We start from the raw sequence: 15,369 nt of genomic DNA on the forward strand, positions 1-15,369 counted from the left end.
ACGCTAACGTTGCCGTCGCGCACTACGTCTATAAATAAAAAATCCATTGCCTTAACTGATCAAATTCACTAGAATTCGCGATCCTGATTTTCGCGCCGCTGTCTGTACTATCTACGACGCCGGCAGACACATGAAATGATCCTTATATAAGGCAGCCCTATATAAGGAAGTAAGAAAGCCAACATCGGCTTGGAGCACTGTCATGAAAAGAACCTTTCAACCCAGCGTACTGAAGCGCAAGCGCACCCACGGCTTCCGCGCCCGTATGGCGACCAAAAACGGCCGTAAAGTTCTCGCCCGTCGTCGCGCCAAAGGTCGCAAGCGTCTCGCAGCCTAATCAGGCGCGCACGCATGGTTTATCAGCACTGTGACGCTTGCAGCATTTGCCAGAACGTCACGGTTGCTGAATGCCAAAGATTTCAAACAGGTCTTTGATACCGCCCGTCTGAAAGTTTCGACACCGGAACTGTTGTTTCTCGCCTGTCCCAATCAAACCCCCCATGCCCGACTCGGTCTTGTCATCGCCAAGAAGCATGTCAAGCTTGCTGTTCAGCGCAATCGCATAAAACGCATTATCCGAGATAGCTTTCGACACCATCAACATGATGTCTCAGGTTTGGATATCGTCGTGCTTGCGCGAAAAGGATTGGGTACACTAGACAACCCGCAAATCCACCGCGATTGCCAGCAATTGTGGGAGCAACTCCAACGTCGAGCCGAAAAACAGCAGCGCAAAGCCGAACGGCAAGCGCGCGAAGGGGCAAGTTCATGCGAATAATTCTGGTCACTGTGATCCGAATCTACCGCTACGCCATCAGCCCACTGATGGCGAGCCACTGCCGTTTCTACCCGAGCTGTTCACAGTATGCTCTGGAAGCCGTTGAAACCCACGGCGCTGCCCACGGTAGCTGGCTGGCTACCAAGCGGCTTTGCCGCTGCCATCCGTTTACCGCCGGGGGTTTTGATCCCGTACCGGGCTCCGACACCGAATCCAAAACATCAACGCAGGCACAACCTTCATAATGGATATACAACGTATTTTGCTGATCGCCGCCATTGCCGCGCTCTCTTTTATGCTGGTGGTGGAATGGGCAAGTTTCCGCCAACAGGAACCCGCCAGTGTCGTCGAGTCTCAGCAGACATTTGAGCAGAGCCCGACCCAAATCCCCGGTACGAACAGCAGCACTTCAATGGAAGATATTCCTGAGGTGGCTGGGGACACCGAAGAGCCCGAACTGCAAGCCGGACACGATAGCAGCAGCATCAATGTATCTACCGACGTGCTGAACCTCAGTATTGATCTAAGTGGCGGCGATGTAGTCTACGCGGCACTACCCAAACACTACGCCAAAATCGACACCCCGAACCAACCTTTTGTCCTACTCGAACAAAACCGCCAGCGTGAATATATAGCGCAAAGTGGCCTAATTGGAAAAAACGGTACCGATACCCGCGACGGACGCCCGCTGTTTGTGACTGAACAGGAAAACTACAGTCTCGCGAAAGGCCAAGATAAGCTTACGGTGACCCTTGCCTACGGCTACAGCCGCGATATCACCATTAAAAAGCACTATCACTTTACTCGCGGCTCCTATGTTGTGGAGCTCGACTACGAAATTGAAAACCGCAGCGCCGAACCTTGGCAAGGCGTGCTCTTTACCCAACTCAAGCGTGATAGCAGCGAAGATCCCTCTACCCAGAACAACGGCATGATGGGCATGCAGCCCTTCCTTGGTGTTGCCTACCGCACCACAGAGGAACGGTTTGAAAAACTGCCCTTCGACGACATGCGTGAAAAGCCACTCAAGCTTGAAATGCAGGGTGGCTGGGTCGCCATGATCCAGCACTACTTTCTCAGCGCCTGGATTCCACCGGCAGATCAACAGAACTATTTCTCAACCTCTGTGACCCGCAGTGGCGACAATATCGCTCGCTACACGTCTGCTCCCCAGATTGTAGAACCCAATACCAGTGGTCACCTGAAAGCACAGCTCTATGTCGGACCGAAGGATCAATACGCACTGGAAAAGATCTCAGAAGGCCTCGAGCTCAGTGTCGACTACGGTTGGTTGTGGTGGATTGCACAGCCGCTGTTCTGGGTGTTGACCCAGATCTACAAACTGCTGGGTAACTGGGGTCTGGCCATTATCGGCGTCACCCTGGCCGTCAAAATTCTGTTCTTCCAGCTCAACGCCACAGCATTCCGCTCGATGGCCAATATGCGTCGGGTACAACCCAAGCTGCTGGAAATTCGCGAACGCCATGCCGACGACAGACAGAAGCAGTCTCAGGCAATGATGGAGCTATACAAAAAGGAAAAAATCAATCCGCTGGGCGGATGTCTGCCGATTCTTGTACAAATGCCGGTATTTATCGCCTTGTACTGGGTGCTGATGGAAAGTGTCGAATTACGACATGCGCCATTCTTTGGCTGGATCAATGACCTGTCGGCAATGGACCCCTACTTTATTCTGCCGATCATCATGGGTGCTTCTATGTTCGTGCAGCAGAAGCTGAACCCACCGCCACCGGATCCGATGCAAGCCAAGGTTATGCAATGGTTGCCTGTCATCTTTACCTTCTTCTTCCTGTTCTTCCCGGCGGGGCTGGTACTGTATTGGGTAGTCAATAACCTGCTGTCTATTGCTCAGCAATACATCATTACCCGCAACATCGAAAAAGGTCAGGCAAAAGCCTAAATGACACAACGTACCGACACCATCGCCGCCGTCGCCACCCCGGCCGGGCGCGGTGGTGTCGGTGTTATTCGTATTTCCGGGCCAGATTGCCAAACCATTGCTGCAAGTCTGCTTGACAACAAACCACTCAAACCGCGGTACGCCCACTTTTCCCAGTTTTACAAAAAATCTAACAACCAAATAGAGGCGCTAGATAGCGGATTGGCGCTCTATTTCCCGGGACCAAATTCCTTCACTGGCGAAGATGTCCTCGAGTTACAAGGGCACGGTGGCCCGGTGATTCTCAACCTGTTGCTGCGCGAAGTTTTTCGACTTGGCGCCAGACAGGCAAGACCGGGCGAATTTTCGGAGCGCGCGTTTCTAAACAACAAAATTGATCTGGCACAGGCTGAGGCCATCGCCGACCTGATAGACAGCGCCTCAGAACAAGCCGCCAAAAATGCAGTGCGATCTCTGGAAGGCGAATTCAGTCGCCGCGTCAATCAGTTAGTCGAAGACCTTATTCACCTGCGGATGTACGTCGAAGCCGCCATCGATTTTCCGGAAGAAGAAGTCGACTTTCTCAGCGACAGCACCATTCAAGATGGTCTGCAGGCGTTGGCAAAAAACCTCTCGGACCTGCTCGCCAGTGCCCGACAGGGCGCTTTACTGCGCGAAGGTATGACCGTAGCCATAGCCGGAAAGCCGAACGCCGGAAAATCGAGTTTGCTGAACGCACTGGCTGGGCGCGAGTCAGCTATCGTCACCGACGTGGCAGGGACTACCCGCGATCTCCTGCGCGAAACGATTTTGATTGATGGTATGCCACTGCACGTGGTCGACACCGCGGGTCTTCGCGATAGCGATGACAGGGTAGAACAAGAAGGAATACGGCGTGCCTGGCAGGTTATAGCCGATGCCGACAGGATTCTGCTGGTCGTTGATTCCACCGACAGCCACAGCGCCGATGATCTGATTGAACAATTCGCCGAGCACCATCAGAAACTCACTATCGTCTACAACAAGGCCGATCTATCAGGGCTGGCAGTAGGCCTTAGCGACGATGCTCATGCCCTGAATATCTCCGCTAAAGGTCTGCAGGGTATCGACCTATTAAGAGAACACCTCAAAGCCTGTATGGGTTATCACGGCGGCTACGACAGCCAGTTTACCGCGCGTCAACGCCATATCGATGCCCTGTTAGACGCTCAGTCACATCTGAGCCAGGGTAGTGAGCAGCTACAGACCTATCAGGCCGGTGAGCTGTTAGCCGAGGAACTGCGCCTTAGCCAGAACGCCTTGAGTACCATTACCGGCGAATTTACCCCTGACGACCTACTCGGCAAGATCTTCTCCAGCTTCTGTATTGGCAAGTAAATTTCAGCTTTCCAGCGACCTTTCTGTTACCAGCGCTATCCAGTGTAAGGCGAAATCACGCCACACCGGCACCGTTTGATACCCCCGTCTTTCTGACAGATCTGATCTTCGGCACCCTAAATCTCTTATCTCAGCTGAACACTGAGAGAAAAAACGCCAAAAAACGGATTTCTTTCAATTATTTTGCTGTGAATTGCCGGCGCAAATCCGGGGGACACGCTGTGAATAAGTTGGGGGATAAGTTGAGAGGCTGTGTACGAAAGTTCAGTACTAATACTTGTCCCCAATCCCTGCAACGGCCGCTACCAGCTAGCCAACACCTTTGAGACCCGCTTATACGCCCACTTGTGAAATTGTTTTTACTAAATACTTTCAATAGCTTACATATTTTATCCACATAAACCTGTGTGCTAATAGTAACTACAACAATAAAATTCCTTACTTTCTCTCCATATTAAGTAAATATATTTAATAACTTTTTTAAGAACACGCACTGACTAAATTTTCACCAGCTTATTGCAGTGCGAAATCCGGCCCGTATAATCACACTCCCTTTCACTCATCAGCAGGTTTTGCCGTGGATTATCCCGAGCAATTTGACGTCATCGTCATCGGCGGCGGCCACGCTGGCACCGAAGCGTGCCTGGCGGCGGCACGAATGGGCGCCAAAACCCTGCTGCTGACGCATAACATCGAAACCCTGGGGCAGATGTCCTGCAATCCTGCCATTGGCGGCATCGGCAAAAGCCACTTGGTCAAGGAAATTGACGCATTGGGTGGCGCAATGGCGCTGGCCACTGATCGCGGCGGTATCCAGTTTCGGGTGCTCAATGCCCGCAAGGGCCCAGCTGTCCGGGCTACGAGGGCCCAAGCTGACCGCGTGCTGTACAAGGCCGCCATACGCGAGATTCTCGAAAATCAACAAAACCTGTCGATTTTTCAGCAAGCGGTCGATGATTTGATAGTCGAGGGAGAGCGGGTTACCGGTGCAGTGACCAACACCGGGATCCGATTTAGGGCGCGCACCGTGGTTCTGACCACAGGGACGTTTCTTGGCGGTAAAATACATATTGGGCTGGATAATCACAGCGGTGGTCGCGCTGGAGACCCACCGTCCATAGCGCTAGCCAGCCGACTGCGTGAGCTGCCATTGCGAGTAGATCGCCTGAAAACCGGTACCCCACCGCGGATAGATGCCAAATCGGTAAACTTTGAAGGGCTTCAGGAACAGTGGGGCGATCAGCCTGAGCCGGTAATGTCTTATCTGGGCAGTACTGACCTGCATCCGACGCAAACCTGCTGCTGGATTACTCATACCAACGAGCAAACCCACGCCATTATCCAGGGTGGGCTCGATCGCTCCCCCATGTATACCGGTGTGATTGAAGGTATTGGGCCGCGCTATTGCCCCTCAATTGAAGACAAAGTGCACCGTTTTGCGGATAAAAACAGCCACCAGATATTTATTGAGCCTGAAGGCCTCAATACCCATGAGCTCTACCCCAATGGGATTTCCACCAGCTTGCCGTTTGACGTGCAGATGAATCTGGTGCGCTCGATTAAGGGTTTTGAAAACGCCCATATCACGCGGCCTGGCTATGCCATCGAATACGACTTTTTTGACCCACGGGATCTGAAAACCTCGCTTGAAACCAAGGTTATAGAAAACCTGTTTTTCGCCGGTCAGATCAACGGCACCACCGGCTACGAAGAGGCCGGAGCCCAAGGGCTGTTGGCAGGTTTGAACGCTGCACTAAAAGCCTTTGATAAAGAGGCTTGGTGCCCAAAACGCGACGAAGCCTATATTGGCGTGCTGGTCGATGACCTGATTACCATGGGTACACTCGAGCCTTACCGCATGTTCACTTCACGCGCGGAATACCGTCTGCTGCTGCGTGAAGACAACGCCGATGCTCGCCTGACCGAGAAGGGACGAGAGCTCGGCTTGGTGGACGACACGCGCTGGCAGGCTTTTTGTGAAAAACGCGAAAGCGTGGAACGCGAGCGCCAGCGTATGGCCAGTACTTGGATTCAGCCCAATACCCCGCAAGCCGAGGTACTCAACAGCAAGATACCCACGCCGATCAGTCGAGAGCATAATCTGCTGGATCTTCTGAAGCGTCCTGAGCTTAATTACTTTGATGTTGCCGGTCTTAAGGGCGAAGCGAGTACTAACGTACAGGTGGCCGAGCAAGTTGAAATCGGGGTCAAATACGCCGGCTATATTGACCGTCAAACCGAAGAAATTGAGCGTCTTCGCCGCTTTGAACACACCAACCTGCCACTCGATTTCGACTATCAGAGCGTGGAAGGACTGTCCAACGAGATCAAGCAGAAGCTGACCGCGACGCGGCCACAAACACTGGCCCAGGCCTCGCGTATTCCGGGGGTAACGCCGGCAGCGGTTTCTCTGCTCCTTATCTATCTGAAAAAACGGGGTCTGCTCGAGCGCGGCAGCAAAACAGCCTGATGGCTGAACGAGAGCAACTGCAGCGGGGTCTAGCTGGACTGTCGCTAACACTGAGCGAGCAACAGCAAGACCAGCTGTTGCACTATCTGGCGTTGTTGATTAAATGGAATAGAGCCTACAACCTGACGGCCATTCGCGATCCTCAGGAAATGGTCAGCAAGCATTTGCTGGATTCCCTAAGTGTTGCTCCATTTATTCGTGGTGAACGTCTGCTGGACGTGGGCACCGGTGCCGGTTTGCCGGGAATCCCACTGGCCATCGTCTACCCGGAAAAGGAATTCGAGCTGCTGGACGCAAACAGCAAAAAAACCCGGTTTCTGACGCATGTCGTAGCTGAGTTAGTACTTACAAACGTTAAAGTTCACCACTGCCGCATAGAAGCAGGTAAACTGGGCGCGCATTATCAGGGTATTTTGTCTCGGGCTTTTGCGTCATTGGCGGATATGACGGCAGCTTGCGGTCCGCTGTTGGCAGAAGGCGGCGAGCTACTGGCCATGAAGGGTCAATACCCCGAGGAAGAGTTGAGTCAGTTACCAAAACCCTATATCGTCAAGGGTTCTCACGCGCTGGTGGTGCCGGGGCTCACCGGTGAGCGTCATCTCATAAGAATTGGGCCCGATCACACGCCCTGAACAACATTACAGGCCCTGGACTGGGACAGCATGGCAAAGATATTTGCAATCACCAATCAGAAAGGCGGTGTCGGTAAGACAACCACCAGCGTCAATCTTGCCGCCTCCTTGGTGAAAACCCGGCGTCGGGTGCTGCTTATCGACCTCGATCCCCAAGGCAATGCCACGATGGGCAGTGGTGTCGATAAGAATTCGCTGGATGGCAGTGTGTACGATGTATTGATTGGCGACAGCAGTGCTGCCGACGCCATTCAATCCGGCCTGGCCGCAGGCTACGATCTGCTGGGCGCCAACCAGGATTTGACCGCGGCAGAAGTAGAGCTGATTAATGAAATTGGCCGCGAATTTCGCTTGCGGGAAGGCTTGGCCCCAGTTCTGGAAGATTACGACTTTATTCTGGTGGATTGCCCGCCGTCACTAAACATGCTGACGGTCAATGCGCTGGCAGCCTCGCATGGCGTTATTATTCCCATGCAATGCGAATACTATGCTCTGGAAGGCCTTAGCGCGCTGGTTAACACTGTAAACCGCGTGAAACAGCTGATTAACCCTGAGTTGGAAATAGAAGGCTTGCTGCGCACCATGTACGATCCGCGTAACAGCCTCACCAATGATGTCTCCGCGCAGCTTTACAACCACTTTGGCGACAAGGTTTACCGCACCGTGATTCCGCGCAATGTGCGTCTCGCCGAGGCTCCCAGTCACGGCATGCCGGTGATTGACTACGATAAAGACTCCAAGGGAGCGATGGCCTATATCGCACTGGCCGGTGAAATGCTCCGACGCGCAGATAAACCACAGGCCCGGGAAAAACCGGACCTGCAATTGATTCGGTCTGAAGGATAATGGCAAAAAAACGAGGACTGGGGCGCGGACTTGACGCCCTGTTGAGCAGTCAAGCAGCTGCCACGACCATCGAACACAATGAAAGCCCCGCTCCCCTTGGCGCCCGCGATGGCGATCTCCGCGATTTAGCCGTCGACAAGATTCAGCGCGGAAAATACCAGCCGCGTCGGGATATGCAGCCAGAAGCTCTGGAGGAATTGGCGGAGTCCATTAAGTCGCAGGGTGTTATGCAACCCATTGTGGTGCGACCACTGGCCGACGAACGCTACGAAATCATTGCCGGTGAACGCCGCTGGCGCGCTACTCAACTGGCGGGTCTGGACACGATTCCGGCGCTGATCCGGGATGTCCCCGACGAAGCCGCCGTTGCAATGGCGTTGATTGAAAATATTCAACGCGAAGACCTCAATCCCATGGAAGAGGCGCTCGCACTGCAGCGCTTGCAGCGCGAATTCGAGCTTACCCATGCCCAGGTAGCTCAGGCGGTGGGCAAATCGCGTACTACCATTACCAATTTATTGCGCTTGACTAATCTGCGTGACGAAGTTCAGCGCATGCTCGAACACGGTGATCTGGAAATGGGCCACGCGCGCGCCCTGTTGTCACTGCCAGAAGAAAATCAGGCGTCGGCGGCTTCCCAGATTGTGGCCCGAGGCCTCTCGGTGCGGCAGACAGAAGCCTTGGTGCGTCGATTGGTGGAAGAGGCCAAATCACCCGATCCGAAGACACCGGCAAAAACCCTGGATCCGGATATTCGAAAACTGCAGGATGAACTGGCAAAACACCTGGGCTCTGCCGTTGCGGTTCAGCACAATGCCAAAGGTGCAGGGAAGTTGGTGATTAAATACAGTAACCTCGACCAGCTAGACAGTATCATTAAAAAAATTACCCCCTGATAAGCCCTCATCATATTACGGGTAAGCCGCAATGGTTTGCCCGCCAACATTCTTCCTATAATCGACGTTCTTAATTAATACCGCGGGAGCGTGTCTGCCCATTAATCCGGTTGGATAAGAACAGGATAGTGGGATAAGGGGGAAAATGGATCTAAAGCAGGGGATAAAAAGCCTCGGTTGTTACAGTGTGTGGATCCGCGTTATTGCGGTCGCTGCGCTGTGCTTCGGTTTTTCGTCGCCGCTTAATGCGAACCCGTTGGCCACGCCAGATCGGGATTGGATCGAGTACCCGGACGACGAAGCGCCGAGTCAGCGCGAAACCGATCTCGGAAAGGTGTTGTTTTTCGACAATCGCTTGTCCATTGACCGCAAACGTTCCTGTGCCAGCTGCCATAACCCAGATCTGGGATTTGGCGACGGTCTTGCGCTTAGTGCAGATATTCAAGGTAAACCACTGCAACGTCATACTCCCCACCTCTACAACCTGGCTTGGGCGAGCACGTTTTTTTGGGATGGGCGGGCAGATTCACTTGAGAAGCAGGCGCTGATGCCGATCCAATCCGAAGATGAAATGAACCTGTCGATAGAAGATTTGGTTATCCGCCTCAACAGCGTGAGCGCGTATCGCGAAAAGTTTGCAGCCGTTTACGGTAACGGTGCGATTAGTGAAGACATGATTGCGCGCGCACTGGCGGCTTTCATGCGCTCCCTTGTGAGCGACAACTCGGCGTTTGATCGTTTCCTTCGAGGTGAAAGCAATGCCTTGGGTCCAGAGGCAAAGCGGGGTCTTGAACTATTTCAAGGTAAAGCTGAATGCAGTAAATGTCACGATGGCGCTAACTTTACCGATGACAGCTTTCACAATATTGGTTTACCCGGTAATGATCTTGGGCGAGCTGAAGTTGTCAGTGACAATAGCCTTCGCGGTGCTTTTAAAACACCTAGCCTGCGAAACATAACCTTAACAGCCCCCTATATGCACGACGGAAGCTTTGCCAGTTTGGAGAGTGTCATCGTCTTCTATAACGAGGGCGGCGGCAACGATATTCTAAAAAGCGAATTGATTAAGCCGCTTAACCTGTCAAATCAGGAAATTTCAGATCTCCTGGCTTTTCTGGGCACGTTGGAAAGCCGGGTAGATATTACTCGCCCGCGCATACCCGACGACAATCGCTAAATACTTGAAGGGATCAACATGAAAATGAAATGGAATAACACGCAGGCTTTGGTCGCCGTCATCTGCTTATCTATAAGTAGTCTGGCTAATGCTAAGGACTACAGCGTAAGTTTTAAATTTGACAAGCGCCCACCCAAGGTTGCTCTTATTTATATTCCTGCTGAGACCGGTGATAAAACAAATGCGGAAGTTGACCAAGTAAACAAGCAGTTCACCACGAAAATGGTTGTGGCTTCTCCGGGTAGCGCTGTTAGTTTTAAAAATTCAGACACGGTAGATCACAATATTTTTGCAAGCGATGCGAGCGTTGGTGCGCAGTTTGATGTCGGACTGATGGCTCCGGGTGGTGAACGTGATGTTGATATAGACTGGTTTGAAGATTCAATCGTACGTGTAGGCTGTAAAATTCATCCGAAAATGCGCACTTATATTGCAGCGGTTAAATCGCGTTACGAGAAAGTTGTTGAATTTTCGCCTGCTGAAAAAGAGTTTTCCGTAACGTTGGGAAACCTACCCGCGGATGCCAATAAAATAGTCATCAGAATTCCAAAATATGACACGATTGAAATCGATATTTCGGCGGCAACCAATAACACTCTGCATCCGGTAACTAAGCGTGGCAAAGATCGCGGCGGCGTCACGCTGGTGGAATCATGAGTTTAAAAAGTCGTCTAATAGTTCTTACGGTTCTGATGACCAACGCCATGCTATTGGTGGCGGACGATGTCTCACCTTACCAAGTTAAGATGTTCAATGCGCCACAAGGTGAAGAGTTCGCGTTTGACAACTATCGAATGAACTGGACCCGCATGACAGGTTTTGAGTTTTCAGGGCTGCATTGGAATCAGTTTATTACGGTTTACGTTCGTGGTGGTGAATCGGTCTATCAAAATAACTACCTTCAATACATTACTTGGTACGAAGATCCCGATGAGTTCGAAGAGCCACCTAAATACCAGAAATATCCGATAAACACGGTGGTGTTAAAAGAAAACTTTCAGGCGAAAGATGGCAAGCCCCACGCGCCTCTAACAGTAACCGCCATGATCAAGCGGAATAGCAATTTCGATCCTGAAAATGGCAATTGGGAATATCTTCAATTTGATCCGAAAGGAAAGATAATACTTCGGGGTAAAGCCAGTGACCCAACTATTCAGACGCAGTGCGCGCACTGTCACAGTCATATTGCCGATCGGGATTACATTTTTTCCCAGATCTTCAGCGCAACTGATCGGGAGTAAATACGATGGAAAATGAGACCAACGTGACCGCGGTAAAAAACAAACTTTGGTTTGCTGTTGCTGCCGTGGCGTTAATTCTTATATCCATCGCGTTGGTATCGATTATCAGTTTTTCCAACACACAGCAAAAACTGGCGAAGGTCACGCAGCAGTATCAACCAAAAATGCTCAGTGCCATGCAACTGACAACGCACTTCTACCATAGTTTGAGCGTGTTGGGTAACTACATGGTAGAGCAGGATGAATACAACATTGTGCTCTATAGCGATAAGGTCAATGACATAGATTCCACGCTCGATGAGCTGATAGAGCTGACAGAAAAGAACAATGAACCACAAGATGCGACACAACTGGAACTTATTCGTACGCTTGTGAATGAAATTAAGAGCTACAACCGGGATATGCTTAAACTCGCCGCCGACGTTAAACGTAATATGCCTGCCGTCGGTATCGCGGCTGATTGGATGGAGCCCCAGGGCGTGGAGATGACTCACCTGCTGAGTGACATAAAAGCGGAAGCGAAAATATCATCGCAGTACGAGTTTGCACGCAGTTTGGATAATCTGCTTTACAACTGGGCGATGGTAATCAGCCAGGTCCGTAGTTATCTCGCTTTTCGAAACGATGCAGCGGTAGACGATATCTATCTTTACTTAGAAGGTGTAAAACAGCACCGCAACGAAGTCGGTGCGTATCTGAAAACGCACCAGCCAGAACTTTTGGAACTGGTGGAAGAATTTAATGATGGGCTCACTAACTATGAATCCTATCTCACGCAAGTGATCGATGTTCATGGCAGCAGCCAGTGGCGCGCCGACAGTTCACTTATGCGCGAGCAGATTACACCAACCTTGCGGAAACTGACGCTGGAACTTGATGAACTGGTTACCACCCAGAAGCTGCGTATTGATAAAAGTAATCAGGAACTATCAGCCCAAATAGCTACTGCCGAAAAAACCATACGAATCTCAATGATCGTTGCATTAATTGTTACGCTGGTAGTGTTTTTACTGATTATCCGCACTAGAGGATTGATGTCTCTGGTCAAACTACAACAGCTGCAAAAGGCAAAAATTCAGCACGCCGCGCAACACGATAGTCTTACCGGTATTCCTAATCGAGCCTATTTTAATGAAAGACTTCTGGAAATCGTTGCCAGCCGGCGTGGCGTCAGACGATTCTCTCTGCTTTTTATTGATCTCGATGGGTTCAAGAAAATCAATGATACCGTGGGCCATGATGCCGGTGATTTCATCTTGGTTGAAACGGCGAAGCGTCTAGAAAAAATTGTGCGTAAAAGCGACATGGTGGCGCGCGTGGGCGGCGATGAATTTATTCTGGTACTAGATGATGTCGAGTCCAATGAGCGCGCCGAGCTAGTTGCCGGGAAGGTGTGCGCCTCCCTTAAAGAGATCTTCAATTACAAAGGCGAGGAATTACAAATTGGATGCAGTATCGGGGTACTGGTCATGGATTCTATGGAAATTTCCACGCCAGTAATTGACGAAGAAAACCTTATAACTAGCATCGTCAAGCGAGCCGATGAAGCGATGTATCAGGCTAAGCGCAGTGGTAAAAACAGATATTGCGTGTACAAAGGCCCACAATTGCGTATAGCCTGACCACCCAAGGGCCAGGCTATACAAACCGCAATGTCTAACCCAGCGTTGCCTTCTTCAACTCCTCAAAAGACTCCTTGATGCATTGCGCGTAAAACGCCGGGTCCGGCATCTGCTCGCGACAGGCATTGAAGGATATTGAGATAGAGCCCTTTTTGTTCTGGACGCTGCTATACACCACATGGAACAGGCCTACGCCTGGCAGCAGCGGCCCTAGGCTCAAACCATCTACCAGTTCCGCTCCACAGAAATAAAGCTGTACGGGAGGTCCTGGAACGTTGGTGACAATCGTATTGAATATTACGGCGCGCTCCGTTAGGCCGGTACTCACTGCTGCACGCATGGCTAGCGCCATCATCCCACCTGGCAGAACGTCGGTAACATCCATGGCGATCCTTGGGCCCATAGCCTCGGCATAGGATTTACTTTGCTTTGATTCTGCACTAATGGCTTCCAGGCGTGCTTTTGGATCAAGAATATCTGAACACAGTGAGACGGTCATAAAGCCCACCATGTTGCCGCCAGCGCTGCGCTCTTCGTCGCTGCGAACGTCTATGGGGCAGCCGGTTACGAGTGTCTTTTCTGGCATCTCCTGTTTTGCTTCCAGATATTTGCGCATGGCGCCAGACACAATTGTCAGCATGGCGTCATTGATCGTTGCGCCGGGTACTGTGTTTTTGATGGAGCGAACATCTTCGAATGAAAATTTAACGGAGTCGACTACCCGGTAATTGGAAATTCGTCCCTGAAACCGCGTTTTCTGCTTGTCGTCGAGAGAGCGGAAATTGCCTTTCTTGCGACCCTGTCGAATACGCCGATAAGCGGGTAGCGCATTGGCAGCCAGTTTTAGGAATCGTCGAGGCCGCTTTAAGTTATTCACATAAGCCTTGGTCAGCAGCTGCCAGTCTGAGGTCTTTTCCACAATTCGCGGTGGAATGTCGCCGGGTTGTTGAACCTCGGGGCTCAGGTCATGCATGATCGGGAACATCATGGCACCGGTAGCACCATCCATGGCGGCGTGGTGTGCCTTTAATAGCATGGCAAAACAGTTTTTGGGCAAGCCTTCTATATTGTCTAGCCCCTCGATGATGTACATCTCCCACAGGGGTTTGTTCATATCGAGCGGTCGGGCGTGAATACGTGATACCAGAATACAGAGCTGGCGCCAGTCACCGGGCGCTGGCAGAGAAATATGGCGCACGTGGTATTCCATATCGAAGTGCTCGTCCTCTACCCAGTACGGTCGATCGAGCTTCATCGGCACATGGGCCAGCTTGCGGGTAAAAATCGGTGACAGATGAACCCGGCTCTCCAGCATGGAAAGAATCTGTTTAAATCTGACGATACCGCCTTCTGCGGTGGATTGATCGTAAATACTCAAACCACCGATGTGCTGCGGGAGACCCTTCATCTCCGCGCTTAGAAACATCACATCCTGACCGCTAAGTTGCTCCATGCTGACCCCTCAATGCCATAGTTTGTTCTTACATTACTGACTTGTTGTGACAACCACCAGTTGTGCTCGGCGTAAAAACACGATTTTAGGATCTAGCGTAGAATGGGTTGTTCGATTCCTAACCAATTTGTGCGGTAGAGCGTCTGCGATGGGCAAATCGATTTCCGTTCCGACTCTGCCAGACACCGATCATGCTGATCGATATTTAGCGTTGAACAGCCTCTGGCTAAAAATGTATGGGCGAACCGGGTAGGAAATGGCGATTGGCCAACAGTGGTTCGTGCGCGGAGCGTTAGGGCAAGATCTGAAAACAGTGCTACAGTGCTCGCCCTTATTTGCGGGTGCTGCGAGCGTGAAGCAAGGGGCGGCGAATTAGCATCGCATAAATACGGTGAAATTAAATCAACAGTACTGTTTAGTTGTATACCGCATCTTGTGGTTTTCAGGCCATCAGCCACACTATGTAGTGGAAGTTGATATAACGTATTGATTTAATATCTATTTTTTGTGGCGGGTTAACAAGGGGGTGGGACAATTTGTCCACCCTGCACCGCTAAGATCGGTTGATAGTTAACCACTCACGCCCTATAATTCGCCCCGCTTTTTGCGCGAGTGGAAATATCACAGGCGCGCAGATTTCAGGCAGGCATTTGGGGGAACTATGGCACGGCAGGGGGGAAACCCACCGCAGGCTGCGGCCATATCGCGTCCTCCACTGGTTAAGATCTACGGTTTGCAGGCCGGTTTGCTGGTGTTGGCTGCAGCCGGGGTAATGCTGGTGGATGTGGCAAGCGCCAAAGCCTTGTTGATAGGCGGATTGATCTCCGTTTTGCCCAACGCCTATTTTGCCCGTATGGCGTTTCGCCACCGGGGATCGCGCGCGGCCAGCGAAGTTTCCAGCGCTTTCAAGCGCGGCGAAGCTGGAAAATTTGTACTGACAGTATCGCTATTTGCGATTGTGTTCAGTACGGTGCCAG

General features: G+C 51.5%; 15 protein-coding genes. 14 read left to right on the top strand and 1 reads right to left on the bottom strand.

Features of this window, described 5'->3' with window-relative positions; genetic code table 11:
• Positions 1 to 202: 202 nt before the first annotated feature.
• The 13 genes from rpmH to ABYP39_RS11515 all read left to right on the top strand — a co-directional run bounded on the left by rpmH (position 203) and on the right by ABYP39_RS11515 (position 12,939).
• The gene (rpmH, locus tag ABYP39_RS11455; protein ID WP_183411446.1) at positions 203 to 337 is read left to right on the top strand and encodes a 50S ribosomal protein L34; all 135 of its coding nucleotides are present in this window, start codon (positions 203 to 205) and stop codon (positions 335 to 337) included.
• 30 nt (positions 338 to 367) lie between these two features.
• Positions 368 to 778 carry a ribonuclease P protein component gene (gene rnpA / locus ABYP39_RS11460; RefSeq protein ID WP_372750399.1) on the top strand — a complete coding sequence of 137 codons (411 nt, stop codon included), beginning with the start codon at positions 368 to 370 and terminating at the stop codon, positions 776 to 778.
• Positions 769 to 1,023 (top strand): membrane protein insertion efficiency factor YidD, encoded by a 255-nt coding sequence (gene yidD / locus ABYP39_RS11465; protein ID WP_372750400.1) that lies wholly within the window; start codon positions 769 to 771, stop codon positions 1,021 to 1,023. The genes rnpA and yidD overlap by 10 nt, the downstream gene beginning before the upstream one ends.
• The gene (gene yidC, locus ABYP39_RS11470) at positions 1,023 to 2,699 is read left to right on the top strand and encodes a membrane protein insertase YidC (RefSeq protein WP_372782631.1); all 1,677 of its coding nucleotides are present in this window, start codon (positions 1,023 to 1,025) and stop codon (positions 2,697 to 2,699) included. Before yidD ends, yidC begins: the two co-directional genes overlap by 1 nt.
• Positions 2,700 to 4,055: a tRNA uridine-5-carboxymethylaminomethyl(34) synthesis GTPase MnmE gene (gene mnmE / locus ABYP39_RS11475; protein ID WP_372782633.1), complete on the top strand. Its 1,356-nt coding sequence runs from the start codon at positions 2,700 to 2,702 to the stop codon at positions 4,053 to 4,055.
• Positions 4,056 to 4,632: 577 nt separating this feature from the next.
• On the top strand, positions 4,633 to 6,525 hold the full coding sequence (gene mnmG / locus ABYP39_RS11480; protein WP_372782635.1) for a tRNA uridine-5-carboxymethylaminomethyl(34) synthesis enzyme MnmG: 1,893 nt from the start codon (positions 4,633 to 4,635) through the stop codon (positions 6,523 to 6,525).
• Positions 6,525 to 7,157 carry a 16S rRNA (guanine(527)-N(7))-methyltransferase RsmG gene (gene rsmG / locus ABYP39_RS11485; RefSeq protein ID WP_372758830.1) on the top strand — a complete coding sequence of 211 codons (633 nt, stop codon included), beginning with the start codon at positions 6,525 to 6,527 and terminating at the stop codon, positions 7,155 to 7,157. Before mnmG ends, rsmG begins: the two co-directional genes overlap by 1 nt.
• A gap of 30 nt (positions 7,158 to 7,187) precedes the next feature.
• Positions 7,188 to 8,003, top strand: coding sequence for a ParA family protein (locus tag ABYP39_RS11490; protein ID WP_372749225.1), 816 nt, complete (start codon positions 7,188 to 7,190; stop codon positions 8,001 to 8,003).
• The gene (locus ABYP39_RS11495; protein ID WP_372749226.1) at positions 8,003 to 8,899 is read left to right on the top strand and encodes a ParB/RepB/Spo0J family partition protein; all 897 of its coding nucleotides are present in this window, start codon (positions 8,003 to 8,005) and stop codon (positions 8,897 to 8,899) included. The genes ABYP39_RS11490 and ABYP39_RS11495 overlap by 1 nt, the downstream gene beginning before the upstream one ends.
• Positions 8,900 to 9,044: 145 nt before the next feature.
• Positions 9,045 to 10,076, top strand: coding sequence for a cytochrome-c peroxidase (locus ABYP39_RS11500; RefSeq protein WP_372782637.1), 1,032 nt, complete (start codon positions 9,045 to 9,047; stop codon positions 10,074 to 10,076).
• Positions 10,077 to 10,094: 18 nt separating this feature from the next.
• Positions 10,095 to 10,733 (top strand): hypothetical protein, encoded by a 639-nt coding sequence (locus tag ABYP39_RS11505; RefSeq protein WP_372782639.1) that lies wholly within the window; start codon positions 10,095 to 10,097, stop codon positions 10,731 to 10,733.
• Entirely contained in the window at positions 10,730 to 11,317 is a 588-nt protein-coding gene (locus ABYP39_RS11510) for a cytochrome P460 family protein (protein ID WP_372782641.1), read from the top strand. The genes ABYP39_RS11505 and ABYP39_RS11510 overlap by 4 nt, the downstream gene beginning before the upstream one ends.
• A 5-nt stretch (positions 11,318 to 11,322) precedes the next feature.
• Complete coding sequence (locus ABYP39_RS11515) at positions 11,323 to 12,939, top strand: diguanylate cyclase domain-containing protein (protein ID WP_372782643.1); 1,617 nt, start codon at positions 11,323 to 11,325, stop codon at positions 12,937 to 12,939.
• A gap of 34 nt (positions 12,940 to 12,973) precedes the next feature.
• Here ABYP39_RS11515 and ABYP39_RS11520 read toward each other — a convergent pair whose 3' ends face one another.
• Positions 12,974 to 14,392, bottom strand: a complete 1,419-nt coding sequence (locus tag ABYP39_RS11520; RefSeq protein WP_372782645.1) for a wax ester/triacylglycerol synthase family O-acyltransferase — start codon at positions 14,390 to 14,392, stop codon at positions 12,974 to 12,976.
• Between the two features lie 661 nt (positions 14,393 to 15,053).
• Between ABYP39_RS11520 and ABYP39_RS11525 the strand changes: the two genes are divergently transcribed.
• Positions 15,054 to 15,369 (top strand): ATP synthase subunit I (locus ABYP39_RS11525; protein WP_372782647.1); only part of this gene is annotated, 316 nt, incomplete at its 3' end.

The organism is Litorivivens sp., assembly GCF_041625495.1.
Lineage (GTDB): Bacteria > Pseudomonadota > Gammaproteobacteria > Pseudomonadales > Spongiibacteraceae > Litorivivens.